Origin of the sequence: Mycolicibacter virginiensis (assembly GCF_022374935.2) — a bacterium.
GTDB lineage: Bacteria > Actinomycetota > Actinomycetes > Mycobacteriales > Mycobacteriaceae > Mycobacterium > Mycobacterium virginiense.
The window spans coordinates 3,803,782-3,826,027 of the sequence record NZ_CP092430.2 but is presented as its reverse complement, the minus strand read 5'-3'; the positions used below and the strand labels follow the sequence as shown (position 1 = coordinate 3,826,027).

Annotated in this window: 16 protein-coding genes; 10 read left to right on the top strand and 6 right to left on the bottom strand. The window is 69.0% G+C overall.

What is annotated here, in order from left to right; all coding sequences use genetic code 11:
- Positions 1-71 precede the first annotated feature (71 nt).
- The 3 genes from MJO54_RS23660 (at position 72) to MJO54_RS18560 (ending at position 8,620) form a co-directional block, all read left to right on the top strand.
- Positions 72-3,443 (top strand): PGRS repeat-containing protein, encoded by a 3,372-nt coding sequence (locus tag MJO54_RS23660; protein WP_207543221.1) that lies wholly within the window; start codon positions 72-74, stop codon positions 3,441-3,443.
- A 548-nt stretch (positions 3,444-3,991) separates the two neighbouring features.
- The gene (gene gjpA / locus MJO54_RS18565) at positions 3,992-5,179 is read left to right on the top strand and encodes an outer membrane porin GjpA (protein ID WP_165797953.1); all 1,188 of its coding nucleotides are present in this window, start codon (positions 3,992-3,994) and stop codon (positions 5,177-5,179) included.
- Between the two features lie 66 nt (positions 5,180-5,245).
- Complete coding sequence (locus MJO54_RS18560; RefSeq protein WP_240175299.1) at positions 5,246-8,620, top strand: PGRS repeat-containing protein; 3,375 nt, start codon at positions 5,246-5,248, stop codon at positions 8,618-8,620.
- A 67-nt stretch (positions 8,621-8,687) separates the two neighbouring features.
- Here the strand turns inward: MJO54_RS18560 and MJO54_RS18555 are convergent, their stop codons facing one another.
- A complete protein-coding gene (locus MJO54_RS18555; protein WP_046285588.1) occupies positions 8,688-9,527 on the bottom strand; it encodes a dienelactone hydrolase family protein in 840 nt (279 codons plus the stop codon).
- 39 nt (positions 9,528-9,566) lie between these two features.
- On the bottom strand, positions 9,567-11,399 hold the full coding sequence (locus MJO54_RS18550) for a fatty acyl-AMP ligase (RefSeq protein ID WP_240175298.1): 1,833 nt from the start codon (positions 11,397-11,399) through the stop codon (positions 9,567-9,569).
- Positions 11,400-11,684: 285 nt separating this feature from the next.
- Here MJO54_RS18550 and gjpA (MJO54_RS18545) point away from each other — a divergent pair, with 285 nt between their 5' ends.
- From gjpA (MJO54_RS18545) to rnhA, 6 genes are all read left to right on the top strand, one after another.
- Positions 11,685-12,797 carry an outer membrane porin GjpA gene (gene gjpA / locus MJO54_RS18545; RefSeq protein ID WP_046285586.1) on the top strand — a complete coding sequence of 371 codons (1,113 nt, stop codon included), beginning with the start codon at positions 11,685-11,687 and terminating at the stop codon, positions 12,795-12,797.
- 113 nt (positions 12,798-12,910) lie between these two features.
- A complete protein-coding gene (gene glmS / locus MJO54_RS18540) occupies positions 12,911-14,779 on the top strand; it encodes a glutamine--fructose-6-phosphate transaminase (isomerizing) (protein WP_240175297.1) in 1,869 nt (622 codons plus the stop codon).
- 12 nt (positions 14,780-14,791) lie between these two features.
- Complete coding sequence (locus MJO54_RS18535) at positions 14,792-15,349, top strand: cupredoxin domain-containing protein (RefSeq protein ID WP_233428702.1); 558 nt, start codon at positions 14,792-14,794, stop codon at positions 15,347-15,349.
- Between the two features lie 212 nt (positions 15,350-15,561).
- On the top strand, positions 15,562-16,383 hold the full coding sequence (locus tag MJO54_RS18530) for a DUF4436 domain-containing protein (RefSeq protein WP_046285594.1): 822 nt from the start codon (positions 15,562-15,564) through the stop codon (positions 16,381-16,383).
- Positions 16,384-16,396: 13 nt separating this feature from the next.
- The gene (locus MJO54_RS18525; RefSeq protein WP_240175296.1) at positions 16,397-17,023 is read left to right on the top strand and encodes a VOC family protein; all 627 of its coding nucleotides are present in this window, start codon (positions 16,397-16,399) and stop codon (positions 17,021-17,023) included.
- The gene (rnhA, locus tag MJO54_RS18520; protein WP_240175295.1) at positions 17,020-17,586 is read left to right on the top strand and encodes a ribonuclease HI; all 567 of its coding nucleotides are present in this window, start codon (positions 17,020-17,022) and stop codon (positions 17,584-17,586) included. The genes MJO54_RS18525 and rnhA overlap by 4 nt, the downstream gene beginning before the upstream one ends.
- Here the strand turns inward: rnhA and MJO54_RS18515 are convergent.
- The gene (locus MJO54_RS18515; protein WP_240175294.1) at positions 17,562-17,918 is read right to left on the bottom strand and encodes a hypothetical protein; all 357 of its coding nucleotides are present in this window, start codon (positions 17,916-17,918) and stop codon (positions 17,562-17,564) included. The two genes, rnhA and MJO54_RS18515, sit on opposite strands and share 25 nt — an antisense overlap.
- Positions 17,919-18,030: 112 nt before the next feature.
- Here MJO54_RS18515 and MJO54_RS18510 point away from each other — a divergent pair, with 112 nt between their 5' ends.
- The gene (locus tag MJO54_RS18510; protein ID WP_240175293.1) at positions 18,031-18,582 is read left to right on the top strand and encodes a hypothetical protein; all 552 of its coding nucleotides are present in this window, start codon (positions 18,031-18,033) and stop codon (positions 18,580-18,582) included.
- Positions 18,583-18,587: 5 nt separating this feature from the next.
- Here MJO54_RS18510 and MJO54_RS18505 read toward each other — a convergent pair whose 3' ends face one another.
- The 3 genes from MJO54_RS18505 to MJO54_RS18495 form a co-directional block, all read right to left on the bottom strand.
- Positions 18,588-19,325, bottom strand: a complete 738-nt coding sequence (locus tag MJO54_RS18505) for an SDR family NAD(P)-dependent oxidoreductase (protein WP_240175292.1) — start codon at positions 19,323-19,325, stop codon at positions 18,588-18,590.
- 1 nt (position 19,326) lies between these two features.
- Complete coding sequence (locus MJO54_RS18500; protein WP_064887665.1) at positions 19,327-21,252, bottom strand: flavin-containing monooxygenase; 1,926 nt, start codon at positions 21,250-21,252, stop codon at positions 19,327-19,329.
- Between the two features lie 99 nt (positions 21,253-21,351).
- Positions 21,352-22,230: a sensor domain-containing protein gene (locus MJO54_RS18495; RefSeq protein ID WP_046285581.1), complete on the bottom strand. Its 879-nt coding sequence runs from the start codon at positions 22,228-22,230 to the stop codon at positions 21,352-21,354.
- Positions 22,231-22,246 lie beyond the last annotated feature (16 nt).

Sequence of the window (22,246 nt, the reverse complement as noted above, 5' to 3'; positions counted from 1 at the left end):
GCATTTCGCATGACCCGAACTGAGAAGTCACAACCGCTCAACAGGACTGTTCACACGAGAGGTGTTCGAAAATGAATCGTCGTCACACCAGCAGCCAGCGTGGCACTCAGCCCGGAAGTGGCGCGCGGCGCCGCAACAGGGTGGCCGGCGCCGGCAGCGCCGTCGCCGCGTTCTTGGCGTTCGGCATGGCGCCGTTGGCGTCCGCGCCGCCGGCGCAGGCCGACGTCGATGATCTGTTCAACTTCGATTGGCTCTCCGACATGTTCCCCCAGTCGGATGCTTCGCCGGCGGACTTCAGCTTCAACTTCGAACCCATGCCCGCGGCGGACTTCGGCACGGACCTGCTCACCAACTTCTTCTACAACCCGATCCATATGGTTATGGAGTTCTGGATCAATAACCCGTTGGGCGAGTTGGTCAACGGCGCCATCAATGACATCTCCGGGCTGTACCTGATCGGTAATGGTGCCGACGGAACGGCGCTCAACCCCGATGGCGGTGACGGTGGCTTGTGGTTCGGCGACGGTGGCGCCGGCTGGAGCAGCGACGCGGCCGGTGTTGCCGGCGGTGACGGCGGCAGTGCCCTGGGCTGGATTGGTAACGGCGGTGACGGTGGAGCCGGCGGCGCCGGTGCGGCTGGCGGTGACGGCGGCGCGGGTGGCTGGTTCATGGGCCTCGGCGGTAACGGCGGTGCCGGCGGTGACGCCATCACTGCCGGCTTTGCTGGTGGCGCCGGCGGTGACGGCGGTGCCGCGGTGGCCTGGTTCTTCGGCACGGGCGGTAACGGCGGTGCCGGCGGTGACGGCGCTAATGGCGCGGTGGGCACCTTCGCCAACGGCGGCAGCGGCAATGGTGCCGGGGGCGGCAACGCTGGTGTCGGCGGTGACGGCGGCCGCAGTGGCTACACCTTCGGCGCCGGCGGCAACGGTGGTGCGGCCGGCACCGCCGGTAACGGCGGCGCGGGCGCTGCCGGTGACGCCACCCACCTCAACGGCGGTATCGGTGGCGCCGGTGGTAGTGGCGCCGCCGGCGGTGTCGGCGGTGAGAAGTTCAACGGCCCCCTCGGCGGGGCCGGCCAGCTCGGCGCCAGTTCGGCCGGTGGTGCCGGTGGCGCCGGCGGCGACGCGGCCAAGGACGGCGGGGGCAAGTTCCTGGGCAACGGCGGTGCTGGCGGTGCCGGCGGTCAGGGCGGCGGCCTGACTTACGGCGCCAAGCAGGGCACCGGAGCGGACGGCGGTGCCGGCGGTGCTGGCGGTGCCGGTATCAACGGCGGTATTGGCGGTGGCGGCGGCACGGGCGGTGGCGGCTTCGGGACCGGCACCGGGGGAGCCGGTGGCAACGGCGGTGCCGGCGGCGCCGCGACCGGTTCCGCGCTAGCTGCGGGCGTCGGCGGTGCCGGCGGTCAGGGCGGCTTCGGCGGTAGCGGCAACGGCACCGGGGCGGCCGGGGCCGGCGGTAACGGCGGTGCCGGCGGTGCCGGCGCCACCAACGATGCCACCGTCAAGACCACCGGTGGAGCGGGCGGAGCCGGCGGTAACGGCGGGTTCGGCTCCAAGGGCCTCGGCGGTAACGGTGGTGCCGGTGGTTCCGGCGGTACCGGCACCTTCGCCGGCGGTAACGGCGGTAACGGTGGTATCGGGGCCTACTCAGGTGCCAACGGCGGTGCTGGTGGCGCCGGCGGTAGCGCCACCGGCTGGAACAACGGGACCGGTGTCTACAGCCAGGGCGGCAACGGCGGCGCAGGTGGCTATGGCGGCGGCGGGTCCGGCCTCCTGGGCTTCGCAGGTGGTAACGGCGGTGCCGGCGGTGCCGGCGGAGCCGGCGCGACCACCGGCGTCAGCGTGGGTGGCAATGGCGGTGCCGGCGGTGCCGGGGGTGCCGGCGGTGCTGGCCTCACCGGCGGCACGACGAATGGTGGTAACGGCGCTAATGGTGGTGCCGGCGGCAGCGGCACGGTCATCGGCGGGAACGGTGGTGCCGGTGGCGCTGCCGGTGCTCCGGGCGGTACGGCTGGGGCCGGCGGTAACGGCGGTGCGAGCAGCGGCAGCGCGGTGGCGGCGGTCGGCAACCCACTCGGAATCACGCCCGGTACGGGCCACGCCGGTAACGGCGGCGACGGTGGTGTCGGTGGCGGCCAGGGCGGTAACGGCGGCGCCGCTACCGGCACGGCCGATGGCGGTAATGGCGGTAACGGCGGTGCCGGCACGGCCGGCGCGGCCGGTGCGGCCGGCACCGCGCTGGCGGGCGCGGCCGGGGGTAACGGCGGTGACGGCTCGGCCGGAAACGCAGGAGGCAAGGGCGGTGCCGGTGGTACTGCGACCACCGGTGACGGTGGCAAGGGCGGTAACGGCGGAGTCGGCGGCACCGGTGGAGCCGGTGGGGCGGGCGGAAACGGTGGCACCGACGCCAATGGCAACGGCCTGGCCGGCGGTAACGGCGGTAAGGGCGGTGCCGGTGGGGACGGTGGCGCGGCCGGTGCGGGTGGCGCCAGTACCAGCGGAACCGCTGGTGCCGCGGGAACCGAGGGGCTCGACGGCAGCGGCGGCACCGGTGGTGCCGGCGGTAACGGCGGGGCCGGATCTGCCGGCACTGACGGCGCCGCCGGCGGCAACGGCACCAACGGCGGTAACGGTGGCAGTGCCGGCAACGGCGGGGCCGGTGGTACCTCGGGCACTGGTGCCGCCGGCAGCGGCGGAGTCGGCGGCACCGGCGGGGCCGGCGGTGCGGGCGGTAACGGTGGGGCCGGCGGCCAGGGCCTGGACGGCGGCAACGGGGGTAACGGCGGGATCGGCGGTAAGGCCGGCATTGGCGGTGCGGCCGGTACCAGCACCAGCGGCCCGGCCGGAACTGTCGGCAGCGATGGCGACGGCGGTGCCGGCGGGGCCGGCGGTAACGGCGGGGTCGGCGGTGCCGGCGCGGCGGGCGCTAACCACTCGAACGCGGCCGGTGGCAACGGCAGTGCGGCCGGTGATGGAGGCAACGGCGGCAAGGGTGGTGCCGGTGGCACGTCGACCGGCGGCACCGGTGGTGCCGGCGGTGCCGGCGGCCTTGCCGGCGCGGGCGGTGCCGGCGGCAACGGCGGCACTGGCGGCACCAACGCCACCGGCGATGGCTTCGACGGCGGCAACGGCGGGGTCGGCGGTACCGGCGGTCAGGGCGGCATCGGCGGGGCGGGCGGCAGCGGCGCAACTGCCGGCGCCGACGGTGCTGACCGGGCCGGCGGGTCTGGTGGTCAGGGCGGGGCCGGCGGTAAGGGCGGTACCGCTCAGGGCGCTGGCAACACCGGCGGCGACGGCGGCGATGGCGCGAACGGCGGCAAGGGTGGCACGCCGGGTGGTCCCGGCGGGGCTGGTGGGGCGGCCGGCGCCGGCGGCACCGGAACCGGCGGTGCCGGCAACGGCGCCCCCGGTACCCCGGGCACCAACGGGGCGCCCGGCGCCTAGCCGGCACCTGAACGCGACCACGGTCGCCGAGTCCATCGCGGGCTCGGCGACCGTGGTCGTTTTGGTGTCGTTCTCGCCTTCGCTCCGGCCGTGCGCGCGTGTTCCCGCGCGACTTGAACGACGTTAGAGCTAGATATGACCTCCGGAGTCCACTCGAGGGGCGTTCAGCGCACCTGTCTGACCCACAGATCCACCCACGAAACCATGCTGGGAAGCGGACGCAAGTTATCAGCCATGCGGATTCGCCCCGGTCCGGGGCGCTTGCTGACACTAATCACTATTCCTAAGGCAGTTCACAGCATGTCGGATAAGTTCACTTACGTGAACGAAGCTTCCGGAGGTCTGGAGTGCGGGAGCCTAGCGTTAGCGTGACCGTTAACTGCAGGTCAGTGGGGGTTCATGCCGGCCGATTCGAGGTGGGGATCACATTTTTTGCCGCTTTTGAGGCAGTTCACGTTCCCGGTTGCTTCTAAGTTAAATATTAGCTATCTTGCCTCTGGTCCTACCTGCGCCTCAGGGTGCGGCGACAAGTTGTGAGGAGAAAATTGATGCAGCAAGCCCTTCGCCCCTACGCCACCGCCGGTGTCGCGATCGTGGGCGCGAGCCTGATCGCTGTCACCCCCGGCGTGGCGCCGTCGACTCACATGGCCATCGCACGTGACTTGGCGTTGACCGCCGGCTTCAGCCTCTCGGATTTCACTGACCCCTATGTTGCGGCCTACAACACCGCTCAGGACAACATCGCGCAGATGATGGCCTCCTACAACGCGGCGCCCAACATCGGGTTCACCCAGTTCACGAATAACATCGAGGGCTACATCCAGAGCATGATCGACGACCCGTCGACCATTTCGGCGATGGTCAACGCGATCCAGACGGACTTCAAGAACGCGTGGTCGGCGATCACCTTGATGAATGCCGACCAGGCCACCATCAACGATGTCATCCGCCACACGATGGACAGCAGCTACACAGTGGGCAACCTCAGCGGTGGCCACGAAATCATCTTCAACCAGGTCCCGGGCTTCCTGCCGGAGGATCAGGCCGCGACGCTCACTCCGATCATCAACTTCCTGGGTTCGCCGATGAGCGCCCTCATGCTCGCCTCGGTGAGTCCGTGGATCGCGCCCTGGGTCGCGTTGGGCAACAGCTGGGAGGACATCAGCGACGCACTGCGTGACGGTGACACGTCAGGGGCGCTGCAGGGCCTGATCAACATCCCGGCGAACATGTTCGACGCCTCGCTCAACGGCGCCACCCTCAACCTGGACGGCCTGCTGCCGGCGATCAACGGCGCCGGCGTCCTCCCGGCGCCCATGGAGCTGACGCACCTGGACTTCGCCTTCGGCGGATGGTTCAGCACCGGCGGTCACGTCACGGCCGGCCCCATGCACATCCTGGACGCCGACGGAAACGAGATCGCCACGGCGCCGGCATCCGGCGGCTCCATCTTCAACAGCATCGGCTTCAACCTCAACACCGGTGTCGCGCTGTCGCCCACCATCGACGCGCCCAGCGACGCGATCGGTCCGTTGGGCGCATTGCTGGGGCTGTCGCAGGTGATCGGCTCGCAGCTCGGCTGGGGTTCGTGGAGCGGCAAGGACCCGATCTTCAGCATCCCGGCGCCCGAGGGCTTCGTCGTCGACGACGGCGTCGACGACGGCGGTGCGGGCAGCGCGATGGCGGACAGCTTCGACTTCGGCGACCTGTTCTCCGACCTCGGCCTGGTCGGCTGACCCGTCGCGCATCCACCCAGCAACTTTCATTACTAGCCGAACTTTTCATCAGGAGAGGTATTCGCAATGACTCGTCGTCACACCGGTAGCCAGCCGGGATCAGAAGTTCAGACCGTAGCGCGGCGCGGCAGCCGGGCGGTCGGAACCGGCAGCGCAGTGGCAGCGTTCTTGGCCTTCGGGATGGCGCCGCTGGCCGGCGCGCCGGCCGCTCAGGCCGACGGCTTCGAGGATCTGTTCGACTTCAGTTGGCTCACCCCGGCCGACGTCACCTCCGACGTCGACCCCGGCCTCGCCGCCTTCGATCCCGCCGCGTTCGACATGATCACCATCCTCGACCAGTGGTTCTACACCCCGCTGCACATGGGTATGACCGCCTGGATCGACAGCGACTTCGGCTCGATGGTCAACAACGCCATCAACGAGATGTCCGGGCAATTCCTGATCGGTAATGGTGCCGACGGCACGGAGGTCAACCCGGACGGCGGCGACGGCGGCTTGTGGTTCGGCGACGGCGGTGCCGGCTGGAGCAGCGATGCCGACGGCGTGGCCGGCGGCAACGGTGGCGACGCACACGGTTGGCTGGGCAACGGCGGCGACGGTGGGGCCGGCGGGCTCGGTGCCGCCGGTGGCGACGGTGGCGCGAGCGCCTGGGGTCTGGGTCACGGCGGTGCCGGCGGTGCCGGCGGTATCGGTGCCGACGGTGGCGACGGTGGTGCCGCGGTGGCCTGGTTCTTCGGCAACGGCGGCAACGGCGGCGCCGGTGGTGACGGCGTGGCCGGCAGCTTCGCCAATGGCGGCAACGGCAACGGCACCGCGGGCGGTAACGGTGGGGCCGGCGGTCGCGGCGCCTTCAACCTCGGCAACGGCGGCGACGGCGGCAAGGCCGGCGCCGGCGGTAACGGCGCTGCTGGAACCGCCGACCACGTCAACGGTGGCAACGGCGGCGCCGGTGGCGCCGGTGGCGCGGCCGGTAGCAACTTCTGGGAGAAGGGCCACGCCGGTATCGGAGCCGCTGGAGGCGCGGCCGGCAACGGTGGTGACGGCTTCAAGGACGCGAACGGCAACTTCCTCGGCAACGGCGGTAACGGTGGTGCCGGTGGTGCGGGCGGTGGCAGCGGTGACCCGCTGAGCAGCACCAGCGGCGGTGTCGCGGGCAACGGTGCTGCCGGTGGTATCGGCGGTGACGGTCTCAAGGGCGGCAACGGCGGCGCGGGCGGCGCCGGCGCGAACGCCGGTGACGGTACCGGGGGTGCCGGTGGTACGGGTGGCGCCGGTGGCGCCGGCGTCACCAACGGTGGCAACGGCGGTGTCGGTGGTGCCGCTGGTGCCTCGACCGGATTCAACGCGGGCGCTGCGGGTGGTGACGGCGGCCGCGGTGGTGACGCCAGCGGCGCCGCCAACGTCCAAGGCGTGGCGGGCAACGGCGGCAATGGCGGTGCCGGCGGTGCCGCTGCCAGCGCGCCCGCGGGGGCAGGCGGCAATGGTGGCGCGGGCGGTAACGGAGCCACCGATGACGACACCGTCCAGACCTTCGGCGGTAACGGCGGTAACGGTGGCACCGGCGGCGCGCCCGGCTCCGGCGTCGGCGGCACCGGTGGTAACGGTGGCGCCGGCGGTAATGGCACCGTCGGTGCCGGCGGCGGCCTGCTCTCCGGCAACCACGCTCAAGGCGGTAACGGCGGTGCCGGTGGTGGTACCGGCCTGGCCGGCGCGGGAACCGCCGGTAACGGCGGTGACGGCGGTGCGGGTGGCTCCGGTACCGGCTGGCGCGACGTCAACGGCGACCACTTCACCGCGGGCACCGTCTACAGCGTCGGCGGTAACGGCGGCAACGGCGGATCCGGTCCGTCCTCCACGGCTGGTACCGGCGCCACCGGTGGTGACGGCGGTGCCGGCGGCAACGGTGCGGCCACCGGGGTGAGCATCGGCGGCAACGGCGGCAACGGCGGTAGCAGTGCGGTCGGTGTCGGCGGCGCGGGCGGTAACGGCGGCAACGGCACCGCCAGCGGCGGCAACGGCGGCAACGGCGCCACCGGTGGCGCCGATTCGGCCGGCGGCGCGGGCGGCAAGGGTGGCAACAGCGCCGGAACTGCAGTGCCGACCAACGACATCGGTGTCGCGCCCAGCCATGCCGGTAACGGCGGTAACGGCGGCGCAGGCGGTGCCAATGGGGTCGGCGGTGCCGGTGGTGCCGGCGGCAACGGCGCCCTCGCGGCCAACGGTGGCAACGGCGGTAACGGGGGCACCGGTGGTACGGGCGCCGCAGGCGGCGCCGGTGGCAACGGTGGCACGGCGGATGCCGGTAAGGGTGGTAACGGTGGTGCTGGTGGCGCCGGCGGCACGGGTAGCACGGGCAGCAGCGGTGCAACCGGCGCGACCGCGACGGACACCGTCGCCGGCACGGCCGGTGGCAACGGTGGTAATGGATCCGCTGGCGGCGCCGGTGGCACCGGCGGCAACGGTGGTACCTCGAACACCGGCAACGGTGGCAACGGTGGTGCCGCGGGCAAGGGCGGCAACGGCGGTACCGGTGGTGCCGGTGGGACCGGTGGCGTGGACAGCGACGGCAACGGTCTGGCAGGCGGGATCGGCGGTGACGGCGGGGCCGGCGGAGCGGCCGGCACCGCGGGCAACGGCGGTGCCAGCACCAGCGGCACCGCGGGCAACACCGGCGCCGGCGCGCTGGACGGCAACGGCGGCACGGGCGGCCGGGGTGGCACCGGTGGGGCCGGGGTCGCCGGAACCGCCGGCGATGCCGGCACGACCGCGGCCGGCGGCAATGGCAGCACCGGTGGTAACGGCGGCGCGGCCGGCGCCGGCGGCAACGGTGGTACCTCGGGCACCGGTAACGGTGGCGCTGGTGGCGCCGGCGGCACCGGTGGTGCCGGCGGTAAGGGTGGTGCCGGCGGTGTCGGTGGCACGAACAACGGTGCCGGCTTCGACGGCGGTACCGGTGGTGCCGGTGGCAACGGCGGTACTGCCGGGTCCGGCGGGCTGGGCGGGTCGAGCACCTCGGGCACCAATGGTTCGACCGGTGCCAGCGGCACCGGTGGAGCCGGCGGCGTCGGTGGCACCGGCGGGGCCGGCGGCGCTGCCAGCGGTGCGGGCAACACCGCCGGCAACGGTGGCGCGGCCGGAACCGGCGGCAACGGCGGTACCGGTGGTGCCGGCACCGGCGGCGTTGCCGGTGGCAAGGGCGGCGCTGGTGCGGCCGGTGGGGTCGGCGGCGCAGGTGGTGCCGGCACCGAGGGTGCCGCGGGTGGCAACGGCGCGAACGGTGGCCACGGCGGCGACGGTGGCACCGGCGGCGCGAGCACCGGAACGCCTGGGGCTGGTGGGGCACTCGGCAAGGGTGGCGCCGGTGGCGCGGCCGGGACCGGTACGCCCGACGGGACGGCCGGCACGGTCGGCGCCTCGGGTACCGCGGGTGCGGGCGGATAGACGCCACACCACAACGGCAGCGGCCGTCGGGTCCGAAAGGACTCGGCGGCCGCTGCCGTATGTAGAACTACTTGAACAGTGCGGCGAACTTCTCTTCCGGGCTCACCGGCTCTGGCAGGGCGTCGAGCGCCTCGGTCTTAGGCAACGCCGCCTGTGGGTTGGCGAAGTCTCGGAACGTTTTGTCGCCCACCAGTTGTGCCAGCAGATATCCGGTCAGCAGGGCCCGCACCCGCCGCTGGGTGCGCCGATCCGAGGTAGGTAAGCCGAAGAACCCGGTCAGCCGGCGCCCCTGCGGCAGCCCGGCCGGCGATACCTTGCCGATCACCCGCAGCGTTGAAAGCTGCCAGGCATGAGCCAGCTCTATTGCGTTGGAACGCAGTGCTTTGGGGTCGTCGGGACTGCTGAACACCACGCCAGGCACATCCAGCGTCAACGCCGCCTGCTCGGCGGGCGGAGTGGTGACGGTCGGGAAAATCGCCGCCACCGCTTTGGGTTTCACCGATAGTGTGGCCGCGGCGAACACCGCGGCAGAACCGCCGAACCCGTGTCCAGCCACCGCGAGCCGGTCTCGATCGACACTGATCCGACCCGGTCCCAACCGGACCTCAGTGGCGATCTCCAGGGCGCGGCCCAGATCGGCGGCCAGATCCAGCACCGACGGTGCCAGCCCCCGTCCGGTGTCGGGGGCCGCCGCCACGATGCCCCACGAGGCCAGGTGTTCCAGCAGCCCGGCGTAGCGATCGGCCCCGGTCAGCCAGTCGTGGCCGAAGGCCACCGCCGGAAGCCGGTACCCGGACTGCGGGGTGTACACCACCCCGGCCAGCCCGGCATAGGCCAGATCTCCGCGCAGGACGCGATGCGGTCCGGGACGGGACAACGTGGCGTAAAGGCGCTTGAGGCTGGCCATCTGATGACCGTAACGCACGCCGGCGCCGACGTTGAGCCGTCAGCCCTGCCGTGCCTTCCAGTACTGGAGCGCCACCGCTCGCTGCGCCGCCGCGGCGGTCTGGGCCGCCGCCTGGGGCTGCGCGGGACCGCCGCCGGAGCCCGGCGCTGCGCGCCATTGGGCCACCGCGGTGAACCCTCCGTCGAGGAACTTCTGCCGGGCGGCCTGTCGTTGGATCTTGCCGCTGGAGGTGGTCGGGATGGTGCCCGGCTCCACCAGAACCACGGCATGGGCCCCGACGCCGTGGTAGCGGGCGATAGCCGCGTTGATCGCCTTCAGCACGCCGGTGAAGGCCGCAGCGTCACCGGAGGATCCGATCTCTTGTACCACCACGAGCTGTTCGCTGGCGCCCGGTTGCGGCGTCACCGAGAAGGCCGCACCGCGACCGGACAGCAGCGCGGGATGACTGCCCTGCACCGTCTTTTCGATGTCGTTGGGGTAGTAGTTGTTGCCGCGGAGAATGATCAGGTCCTTGCAGCGGCCGGCGATGAACACCTCGCCCGCTCGCAGGAATCCCAGATCGCCAGTACGCAGGAAGGGCCCTTCGCCGGAGTCGGCCAGGTAGGCGCCGAACGTCTGCTCGGTGTCCTCTGGCTTGCCGCGGTAGCCGTGGGCGACGCACGGACCGGAGACCCAGATCTCGCCAACCTGCTCGTCGTCGCGGCGCCGGCGAGTCTCCGGGTCGGCGATCACGATCTGCTGACCGCCGCGGGGTCGGCCGCACCCGACCAGCTCCACGACGCCGGGATCATCGTCGGCGGCGTCGGTGATCTCGACGACCTGACCTTCGCCAAGCGCGTTGCGGTCGATGCAGCGGATCACCGGTGCGGTGGCGTCCGATCCGCCCGAGACCAACAAGGTGGCTTCGGCCAGGCCGTACACCGGAAGGAACGCCTCCGGCCGGAATCCGGCGGGCGCGAAAGCCTCGGCGAAGGCACGCAGGGTGCTGGCCTGTACCGGCTCGGCGCCGTTCATCGCGGTTGACCACTGCGACAGGTCGAGCGCCGCGCGCTCCTCGGCGGTGCTGCGCTCGACGCAGAGCTGGTAGGCGAAATTCGGTGCGGTGGCGATGGTGGCGCGGTACCGGGACATGGCCTCCAGCCAGCGCATCGGGCGGGTGATGAAGCCGGCCGGTGACATCAGCACCGTGTTGCCGCCGACGTACACGCTCTGCAGGATGCCGCCGATCAAGCCCATGTCGTGGTGCTGGGGCAGCCAGCAGACCGCGACCTTCTGGTCGTCGCCGCCCCACGCCTCGTGGATCGCGACCAGGTTCGCCAGTAGGTTGCTGTGCGTCAGGACGACACCTTTGGGCGCCCTGGTGGATCCCGAGGTGTACTGCAGCATCGCTGTGGTGTCGGCGCCGATCTCCGGGGGCTTCCAGCTCTCCGGGTCTGCGCCGGGGTCGTCTGGCGTCAGCCATCGCAGCGGCCGTTTGGTCAAACCGTCGACCCTGGCCCTGAGCGTGTCCTGCGTGGCGGAGTCCGCCAGGGCGAAACCGGCGCGCGCATCGGGGGCGATCAGCGTCAACCTCCCGAGCCGATCCTGCACGGGCACGGCAACAGCCCCGGCATACAGGCAGCCGAAGTAGGCCGCGACACTGTCGAGACCCGGCCGGCAGACAACAAGCACACGACGTCCCGTCGCTCCCTGTTGTTGCAGACCCGCCGCGATCGCCCGCGCGCTGCGGTCGAGCTCGGCGTAGGTCAGCCGACTCTGTTCCTCCAGGCCATCCGGGGCGAACACGAACGCGACCTTGTCCCGGTAGCGGTCGGCCTGCTGACGTAGCAGTTCCACCAGGGTGCGCGCGGTGGCTGGGCTGTCCTGTGGCATGTCGTCACCTAGACCGTCGTTTGCTGGCCGACCCCGCCTCGGGTCTTCGGGCGGATTCCCAACATAACCGCTGCCGGTCGTTGCCGAGCCGGGTTAGCCGCAACGTGCTGGGAGCAGCCCAAGAAAGTGTCGGGGTCGAAAAGACCGCGTGGATGCCGAAATGTCCGGCAAAGATGACGTGAACCTGGAAACCAAGCCTTGTGTCACAGCTTTTTATTAAATATGATCTTCCTCACACTCAGTTGTTTCCGCAGGCACGACACTGGATCTTGAGGAGTTGCTCAAATGAATCCGACACTGCGACCCTTCGTCACCGCCGGCATCGCGGTGGTAGGCGCGGGCATGATCACTGTCACGCCGGTGGCCACGCCGTTGCTCGAGGCTCAGATGGTCCATGACGTCGCGCTGACCGCCGATATCGATTTCACGGGAGCTTGGGCTGACGCCTTCAATACCGCGGAAGTCAACTTCGAGCACCTGCAGACCGCGCTGCAGGACGCCAACAGCGCCCTGAGCGATGCGCTCAGCAACGCCGATCTGAGCAACCTGGACCTCGAGCAGTTGGGTGCCGCCCTGACGTTCCTTGGTGGCGACCAGAAGGGCTTCCTCAACCCGCTGGCTGAATTCACGACGAGTCTCCCGTCGGGCGACGGCGGGATTGGGAGCCCAGACTTCTACCTGGGCAACTTCTTGCTCTACGGCCTGCTCAGCAACCAAGGGGAAGCGTTGGCGCCCGGACTCATTCCGGCAATTCCCGACCCGATCCCGGAGATCGTCCAGGTCCTGGCCTCGCCGCTGTCCGGCCTGCTGATCGGTGCACTGGGGCCGTCCCTGTCACCGTTGGTGGCGCTCATCAACAGCGTCGAAGCCATCAGCGCCAATCTCGGCGGCGACAACCCGGACACCACGGCGGCGTTGCAGGAGCTGATAAACATCCCGGCCAACATGGTCAACGGCCTTCTCAACGGCGCCACGCTCAACCTGGATTTCCTGATCCCGACGGTCACTGAAGCCGGCCTGCTGCCGGAGGGCGTTGGCATCTCCGGCCTCAGCTTCGCTTTCGGCGGGCTGCTGTCCCCGGGAGAAGTCGGCGGCAATATCGATGCGTTGTCCGCGGAAGAACTTCCCCCGCCCATCTTCGGGGGCGGCTCGATCCTCAACGCGCTCGGTATCACCGTGTCGGTCACCGACCCACTCACCCTGGACCTGACATTCGGCCCGGGTCAGGGAGTGGGGTTGACCGGCGCGTTGGCCGGCCTGGAGCAGGTGCTCGCATTGCTGCTGACCGGCGACCTGGACTTCGACGGGCCTCCTCCCGAGGTGGAGCCGGATCCTGGGGCGGCCACTGACTTCGACTTCGGAGGCCTGTTGGCAGACCTCTTCGGTGGCGCGCAGTAGCGAGCAGCGCGCAGCGGTCGGCCTGAAGCCGTAATTGCACGGCTCACGGCCGGGACGCCGCTGACCTGCACGGTTTATGGCGGCCCCCTGCCGGTGCACTACCCTGATCAGCTATGTGTGGAATCGTCGGCTACGTCGGGCAACGCCCTGCTCGCGACGTCGTCGTCGAGGCCCTGCGTCGCATGGAATACCGCGGCTATGACTCCGCCGGGATCGCCGTCGTCGACGGGATCGGGCAGCTGACCGTTCGGCGCCGTGCCGGCCGGCTGGCCAACCTAGAAGCCGAACTGGCCGCCACTGATCCGGCCCTGCTGGCCGGAGGTACCGGGCTGGGTCACACCCGCTGGGCCACCCATGGCCGTCCCACCGACCACAACGCCCACCCGCACTGCGACGCCGCCGGCAAGTTCGCGGTGGTGCACAACGGCATCATCGAGAACTTCGCGGTTCTGCGCGACGAGCTGGAACGCGCCGGGGTGGAGTTCACCAGCGAGACCGACAGTGAGGTAACCGTTCATCTGCTGGCCCGCCAATACCGCGAGGGCGACACCGCCGGGGACTTCGTGGCCTCGGCGCTGGCAGTGCTCCGTCGGCTGGAGGGCCACTTCACTGTGGTGTTCGCCCACGCCGACGAACCGGGCACCATCGTGGCGGCGCGTCGGTCCACGCCGCTGGTGGTCGGTATCGGCGACGGCGAGATGTTCCTGGGTTCGGATGTGGCGGCGTTCATCCCGTTCACACGCGAAGCTGTTGAGCTGGGCCAGGACCAGGCGGTGGTCATCACCGCCGACGGCTACCGCATCTCGGACTTCCACGGCAACGACGACACTGCCGCCGCTCGTCACTTTCACATCGACTGGGATCTTTCTGCCGCCGAAAAGGGCGGCTACGAATACTTCATGCTCAAAGAGATCGCCGAGCAGCCCACCGCGGTTGCCGAGACTTTGCTCGGGCACTTCGAGGACGGCCGGATCGTCCTCGACGAGCAGCGCCTGAGCGACCAGGAGCTGCGCGAGATCGACAAAGTGTTCGTGGTGGCCTGCGGGACCGCGTATCACTCCGGTCTCTTGGCCAAGTACGCGATCGAGCACTGGACGCGGCTGCCGGTGGAAGTCGAACTGGCCAGTGAGTTCCGTTATCGCGACCCGGTGTTGGACCGCAGCACCCTGGTGGTGGCGATCAGCCAGTCCGGCGAGACCGCCGACACCCTGGAGGCCGTCCGGCACGCCAAGGAGCAGAAGGCCAAGGTGCTCGCGGTCTGCAACACCAACGGTTCACAGATTCCGCGGGAGTGCGACGCGGTGCTCTACACCCGGGCCGGGCCGGAGATCGGTGTCGCGTCCACGAAGACGTTCCTGGCGCAGATCACCGCGAACTACCTGGTCGGTCTGGCGCTGGCGCAGGCCCGGGGCACCAAGTACCCCGACGAGGTGGAGCACGAGTACCGGCAACTGGAGGCGATGCCCGAACTGGTGTCGCATGTGCTGGCAGGCATCGACTCCGTCGCGGAGTTGGCGCGGCAGTTCGCCTCGTCGAGTGCGGTGCTCTTCCTGGGGCGCCACGTCGGCTACCCGGTGGCGCTGGAGGGTGCGCTCAAGCTCAAGGAACTGGCCTACATGCACGCCGAAGGCTTTGCCGCCGGTGAACTCAAGCATGGCCCGATCGCATTGATCGAGGACGACCTTCCGGTGATCGTCGTGATGCCGTCGCCCAAGAACGCCGCGATGTTGCACTCCAAGCTGCTCTCCAACATTCGAGAGATCCAGGCCCGCGGGGCCGTCACCATCGTGATCGCCGAGGAGGGCGATGAGACGGTGCGCCCCTACGCCGACCACCTGATCGAAATCCCTGCGGTATCAACCCTGTACCAACCGCTGTTGTCGACCATCCCGCTGCAGGTGTTCGCTGCCGGGGTGGCGCAGGCTCGCGGCTACGACGTGGACAAGCCGCGCAACCTGGCCAAGTCGGTCACCGTCGAGTAGCGGGAGTTTTCAGTGCGAGAATTGTTGGCGGTGGCGTGTGCCGCAATGGCGGTCCTTATTCCGGTACCCAATGCCGGTGCGGCAAACGAGGTTCCCGATCTCGATCCACTCTTCGACGACAGTGGGCCGCTGCCGGGCTCGGTTGCCGACCTCACCGGAATCCCAGATCTGGCGTTTACCACCCCGTCGGGTCTGGCCTGCCGCAAGAGCCGCGGGAAGGTGACGCACAGTGTGGCCTGTGCCGGGAATCTCGTTGGCGCCCCAGCGGGAACCCGCAGCGTGAGTCTTGGCACCGTCTACGCCGACGGCAGCGGCCCGGCGCAGTTCATGCCGATGGCGCCCGCCGGGCTCCTCGGAGATCCGGCGAAGGTTCCGTCGATCATGTTGGCGCCCGGGCACAAGATCGTGTTCTGGGATTTCTCACCCACCGAGTCGCTGGTCTGTGGCGCTCCGATGGGTACCGAGGTGGCCTGTGTGCTCAAGGCCGGGCGTGAGAACGGCGGCAAGAGTGGCGGCCCGGCGGTGACGCACGGGTTCGTCATCTCGGCGCCGCACAGCGAAGTCTTCTAACGCACCACAGATTCGCGGCAGAGCCGGAATCTGGTTGCAGCAGCTCGATTTGTGTGCCGCTCGTCCGCCGAAAACTCGGCGGTAGTCGCTGCCACGATGAGACGATGCAGCCGTCGTTGTCGACCACCAAGCTGACATCAGGGAGAACAGGCTTGTCCAACGCCGATGCTGCTGTTCACGTCAACCGGCCCAGGCTGCTGCTGATCCTCGGGATGACGGTCTTCTTCGTCGCGTCCTACCTCGTGACCGTCGCGCTGTATGAGCGGGCGGGGTGTGGATGCCCCCGCCACCTCACCGAAGGTCTGGTGTCGGCAGATGGCACCACCGTCACCATCGACATCGAGGATCTCCAGACCGTAAAGGGCACCCTGACCGGCAAGGTCACCATCAGCCCGGGTCCGGCACTGCTCGATCCGGTCAGGCACGGGCTCACCGAAGACTTGAGCATCGCGGTGCACTCCGCGGTCACGCCGACCAAGCGCACCTGGACGAAGGGCATGGTGCCCGGCGAATTCCCGGTCCCGTTGACCATCTCCGGTAATTCGGCGAAGTGGCCGTTCGATCACTATCAGACCGGACCGATCACCGTCGACGTCGTGCGCGGGGACGCCTCGATTCCGGAACGGATGTCGGTGACGTTCGTCGACCACATCGCCGGTTGGAAGAACGAGATTGTCAGCGACCGCGAAGACGGTGGCCCGTACCGAATCACGCTGCATCGGTCGCCGAGCACCATGGCCTTTGGTGCCGTGATCGTCGGCGTCTTGATCGCCCTGGCCGCAGTGGCCGTCGTCGTCGCGAACCTGACGTTCCTGGGCTGGCGTAAATTCCAGCCGCCGATGACAACCTGGTATGCGGCAATGCTTTTCGCGGTGGTTCCACTGAGAAACGCGCTGCCCGACGCTCCGCCGATCGGATCCTGGATCGATGTCACGATCACGCTGTGGGTGATCGTCGCGCTGGTGATGTCGATGCTGCTGTTCATCTACTGCTGGTGGCGTGATCTGAAACCTGAGCCCGTCACGCAGGGCTGAGAAGATGCGCGGCATGTCCGTCACCGTCGACGAACTCCGTCTTGGCGATCCAGCCGACACGTGGCGGTCGGCCGGGTTCAGCGTGGACCCCGACGACGTCTGCCGGGTGGGTGAGGTTCGGCTGCGACTGGGCGGGGCCGGCACCGGCATCCTCGGGTGGGCACTGCGGGGCCTGCCCGAAGACGGCCCGCTCGACGGTATCCCCACCTCCCGTTCCGCCGCGGCGGCCACTGAACCGGCCGCGCATCCGAACGGTGTGATCGCGATCGACCACGTTGTGCTCTTGTCGCCCAACCTGTCTCGCACCGTCGAGGCATTGGCTGCCGTAGGGCTGCAGTCGCGCCGGGTACGCGACGCCGAATTCGGCGGCCGGCCGATGCGGCAGATCTTCTTCCGGCTGGGTGCGGTGATCCTCGAAGTCGTCGGGTCGCCCGACACGGCGGCGGACGGCCCGTCGTCGCTGTGGGGTATCACCTACGTCGTCGACGATATCGAGGCCACGGCGTCGTTCTTCGGCGCGCGCACCTTGCCGGTGAAGGATGCCGTGCAGCCCGGTCGCCGGATCACCACGCTTCGGCATCGCGATCTGGGTATGTCGGTCCGCACTGCGATGATCTCGCCCCCTATCCTCAGCCGATGACCGAATCCACCGATCCTGATGGCGTCGGATCTCTTGCTCGCGGAACTACACCGCTCGCCGAATCCACCGATGACGTGGTCGTCATCCACACCGACGGTGGGTGCCGCCCCAACCCGGGCCCCGGTGGCTGGGGCGCGGTGTTGCGTATGCGCCACCACGTCCGCGAGATGTACGGGGGCGAGCCCGGCGAGACGAGCAACAACCGGATGGAGCTGACCGCTCCGATCGTGGCGCTGGAAGCCCTCACCCGGCCCGTGGTGGTACATCTGCACACCGACAGCACCTACGTCCGCAACGGCATCACTAAGTGGGTGTCAGGCTGGGAGCGCAACGGCTGGCTGACCGCCGCCAAGCAGCCGGTGAAGAACGTCGACCTGTGGCAACGGCTTCAGGCCGCCTGCGCGCGTCACCAGGTCGAGTGGTTCTGGGTGAAAGGCCATTCGGGGGTTGCCGACAACGAGCTGGCCGATGAGCTGGCGACCCGCGGCCTACAGGAAGCGATCGCCGATTCGGCCCTGCGCGCCGTGGCGGCGGCGGCTCAGCCGCCCACCGCAGCGAGATAGCCTCCAATGCCCACGGCGCACGCCGCCGCGGTCAATACCAAGGTTCCTACGGCGAACGGCCAGGCCGGGTTACGGCGCACCAATTGGACGACGGTGACGACCGTTCCGGCGAGGCCGACTACGGCGGCTGCTGCGAATCCGGCCATGATTGCGGTGACGCCTGCATCGATATCGCAGGTCGCGGGCGGGCAGTTGTCAGTGAAGGCCATCAGGAAGAGTCCCAGAATCGCGGCCACGCCACCGCCGACGACTGTCAGAGCCAGCGCGCAGAGGGAACCAGCGAGATCTCCCCTCGAGATCGGCGGCTTCGGCGGCGGGTAGCTCTGGGCCATCCTCCGGGACACTACCGCCTTGGATGCACACGGTTGAGGCGGTCGATGACGTTGACCTGCGAGCCCGTCGCTCGTAGTTTTGAAGTTCTGACGGCGAATTGGGAGGCTCCGGGTGGCGCGGCGAGCACTGGCAGTGGCGGTCACCGCGTTGGCCCTGCTGACGGCGGTGCCGAATGCGTTGGCGGCACCGGGGATCCCCGATGTGGACTCCCTGATCGACGACAGCGGACCGCTGCCCGGTTCGGTCAGCGACCTGCAGAAGGCGCCCAATGTGGTCTTCGCGACCGATTCCGGGCTGGTCTGCCGGGTGCGGCAGGGCAGGATCACTCATGACGTCAACTGCGCGGGCGATATACCGGGGGCCCCGCGTGACGCCGGCTCGGTGGAGCTGCCCGGGATCTACGGGAAGGAAAGCATCCCCGCTCGTTTCGTACCCGCCCCACCAGACGCTCTGCTCGCCGGAAACCCGCCGGCGGCAAAGCTTCCGGTGGGCCACAAGATCGTGTTTTGGGACTTCTCACCCGCCCAGTCGATGGTTTGCGGGGTTCCGCCGTCCACTGACTTGGTCTGTGTGCTTCGCGAGCCCCAGGTCCGCGGTGAGGTGAGTAGTCCGGTGGCCACTCACGGCTTCGTCATCGCGGCACCGCAGAGCTGGGTCTTCTAAGCCCGTCACGGATGCCGCGCGGTGACTCCACCGTCGACGACGATCTGGGTGCCGGTGATGAACGACGCCCGCGGCGACATCAGGAACGCCACCGCTTGGGCGACCTCCTCCGGTTGACCGATGCGTCCCAGCGGCGCCGCAGCTACAAAGCCGGCGGCCACTTCTTCGACGTCGAGAGCGATCTGCAGCATCGGGGTTTCGATGAAGCCGGGACAGACCGCGTTGACGCGGATTCCGGCCGGGCCCAGCTGGGCGGCCATCGACCTGGTCAACCCCAGCAGACCGGCCTTGGAGGCGCAATAGGCGGGGATGAACGGGTTGGCGGTCAGGCCCTCGATGCTGGAGATACCGACCACCGCCGGGTCGCCGCCGGCCCGGGCGACAGCCTCCAGGTGCGGCAGCATCAGCTGCACCAGCATCGCCTGGGCGCGCAGGTTGACAGCCATCACCGCATCCCAGGATTCGCCGGTGTAGGCGCCCACCGGTTCGGGCAGCACTCGCCCCGCGGCATGCACCAGCCCGTCGATTCCGTCGAGCGCCTCGGCCGCTGCTGCGACCGCGGCGGGCACGCCGGCGTCGTCGCACACGTCGACCACCGCGCCGGGCATCCCCAAACTCTCGGCTACGTCCTGGACCGCCGGGGCGATGTCCCACAATGCAACTCGGCGGCCTTCGGCGGCCAGGGCCTGGGCGCAGGCCCGGCCGATCCCCGATGCTGCCCCGGTGACGACGATTCCGCTCAACTCAGCGCTCCTTTGCGATGACGAACTGCGACCAATCCGGTTCGCGCACCGCCGACCAGTATTCGTCGAGTCGCCACGGGCTCACCGTGTGGATCTCGCCGTCGGCGTTCTTGAAGTAGGAATGCTTGACCGCCGGATGCGCCCACACCGTCTGGGCGATCGCGCTCTGGGTGGCCTGATGCCATTCGGTAGCCGCTTGCGCGGTCGGCTCGATCGAGTGCAGCTGTTCGTCGGCGAGCTTGGCCAGACAGGCGTCGATGTAGCGCATCTCCAACTCGGAGTTGAAGATCAGGCTGCCACCATGCGCCAGATGCGCGCCGGGCCCGTAGAGCACAAAGAAGTTGGGGAACCCGGGCACCGTGATGCCCAGATACGCATACGGTTTGCTGCCCCACAGTGCGTGCAGATCGGTGCCGTCGCGGCCGGTGATGCGCATCGGCCACAACACATCGGTGTGCCGAAATCCGGTGGCGTACACGATCACATCCACGTCGTGGTGAATGCCGTCCTCGGTCTCCACACCTTGCGGGGTGATCGTGCGTATCGGGGTGCGTATCAGTTCGACGTTGTCGCGCCGCAGGGTCTTGAGCCAGGTGCCGTTGTCCTGCAGGGTGCGCTTACCGGTCGCCGGATAGTCGGGCAGTACCTTGGCCAGCAGCTCGTCGTCGTCGCCCACCTGATCGGTGATCCAGCCGGTGAACATCTGCCGGGCCAGGGCATTGATCTCGCTCACCGCGTAGTCCTGGTCGGGATAGTCCGGATCTACTCGGGCGGCCTCCAAGCCTTTGTCGGCCCCGGGCCACAGCAACAGGAATCGGTACCAGCGGCCGTAGAACGGCAAGTGCTGCAATGCCCAGCGCACCCCGTCGTGGACGGCGTCGTGATACATCGGGTTGGGGAACATCCACTGTGCGGTGCGTTGAAACACCGTGAGGTGAGCCACTTTCTCCGCGATCGCGGGTGCGATCTGGAACCCGCTGGCACCCGCCCCGATCAGCGCCACCCGCTTGCCGGTCAGGTCGACGCTGTGATCCCAGGCCGCGGAGTGAAACGCTGGCCCGGCGAAACTGTCCGCCCCGTCGAGATCGGGCAGATGCGGCCGGTTGAGCTGACCGACCGCGGTGATCACCGCGCGCGCTGCCAGCGTGGACACTGCCCCGTCGGCGGTGCGGGCGGTCAGCGTCCAGGTACCGTCGCCCTCGTCCCAGACGGCGTCGGTGACCTCCGTGCCCCACCGAATATGGTCAGCCAGACTGTGTTTGGTGACCAGATCGGCGAAGTACGCCCGCAGCTCGGGCTGTTCGGCGAAGTAGTGCCCCCAGTCGTTGTTGGGTTCGAAGCTGTAGCAGTAGAAGTGGTTTGCGACGTCCACCCGAGCGCCCGGATAGTCGTTCTCCCACCACGTTCCGCCCGGGCCCTCGTTCTTCTCGATGATCGTGAAGGGAATACCGGCCTGGGCCAGCCGAATTCCGGCCAACACGCCCGACTCGCCACAGCCGATCACCACCACCGACAATTCCGCCGCGCGCTCCACCGGCGCTGGACTGCGCGGGTCGACCCCGTCGAGGTCGAGTTCTTCGGAGAGCAACCCGAGGTAGGCATCCGGCACGGTCTCGCAGGCCGCCCAGTCCATCATCTCCTTGACCAGCTCGGCGGGCAGGGGAGCGGGCTCCGGGCAGCCGCGATCGCGATAGTCGGCGATCACCGGCAGCGCCTCGGCGCGGGCGCGGGCCTTGTCTTCCTCGGACATGAACCCCTGGATCTCGTTGAGGAAGATCCCGTTCTGGTGGTAATCCCGGATGAAGCGGGGGTCGCCGGTGATGTGCACGCACGACAGCAACAAGGTGGGGATCGAGACCTGCTCCAGAGCGGCGGCGATCTCAGATTCGGTGGTGGTGAACGGTTCCCCGGCGTAGCGGTTGCGCAACGGCTCGGCCCTTTCCCTGTATTCGCTACTGTGCGACGCGAAATTGAATCGGACGATACGCGAGGCGCCGAAGCGGATCAAGGATTGGATGGTGCGGGCTCACCCGGCCTCATCGACCTTCTGGGCGATCGAGGCGAGCAGCGTGCGTGCCTCCATCATCGAAGTTGTGTGCGCACACACTCCGACGTGGACGACGACGTTGCTGCGTACGGTCAGTCTGGCTTCACACCTCCAGTCGGAGTTGACGTTGTCCGTCATGCGGGCGGCGAGCACGCCCTCGTAGTCGGCGACACTGTCGATATACCAGAGTTGCTCCGGGGATCCTTTCGCACTTACGTCGCGGCTGTTGACAATACGGGTGTTGCACTTTCGCCATGCAGCGCTCTGTTTGGCATAGAACGCCCGGGCAGCGGCGGCGTTCGGATAGGTGGTCACGGACAGTGAAACATGCTGTACCAGATAGCTGGGATTGGGTTCGGCGGGGCTGTTCCAGCGTTGCCAGCGGATGGCGGTCCAGCCGGAGCCTACGTAGTCCCGCGAGAAAACAGATGCAATTCCTTGGCAATCGGCATCCACCAAATCGCCGGCGGCAATAGCCTCGCCGTGATCGACCAGGTCGATGGCAGGGTCGGCCACGACGGAAGAGACGACGCTCCGGTCCGGCAGCAGGCTGTCCAGAGCTGAAGCGGGAAACAGCGGCGCCTGGCGGTCGGAGGTCGCGGGTGCTGATGTCGTGGTGGGGGATTGGGCAATCTCGTGTCGGTCACGGCCTACGACGGTCACGCTGAGTGCCACGACGATCGCTGTCAGCGCGCAGACCAGCCCCACCAGCAGCCATATCAGCCGTCGGCCGCCATTCGGTGGTGGATTCGGTGGCCAGAACGGCGGTGCCTGACTGTCTGGTGAGACGGGGCCGTTGATCGGCGCGAATCGCATCGGATCATAGGGGTTGGGAGTCCGACCCTGCGGTTCACTCATTGGTGCACTCCACTTC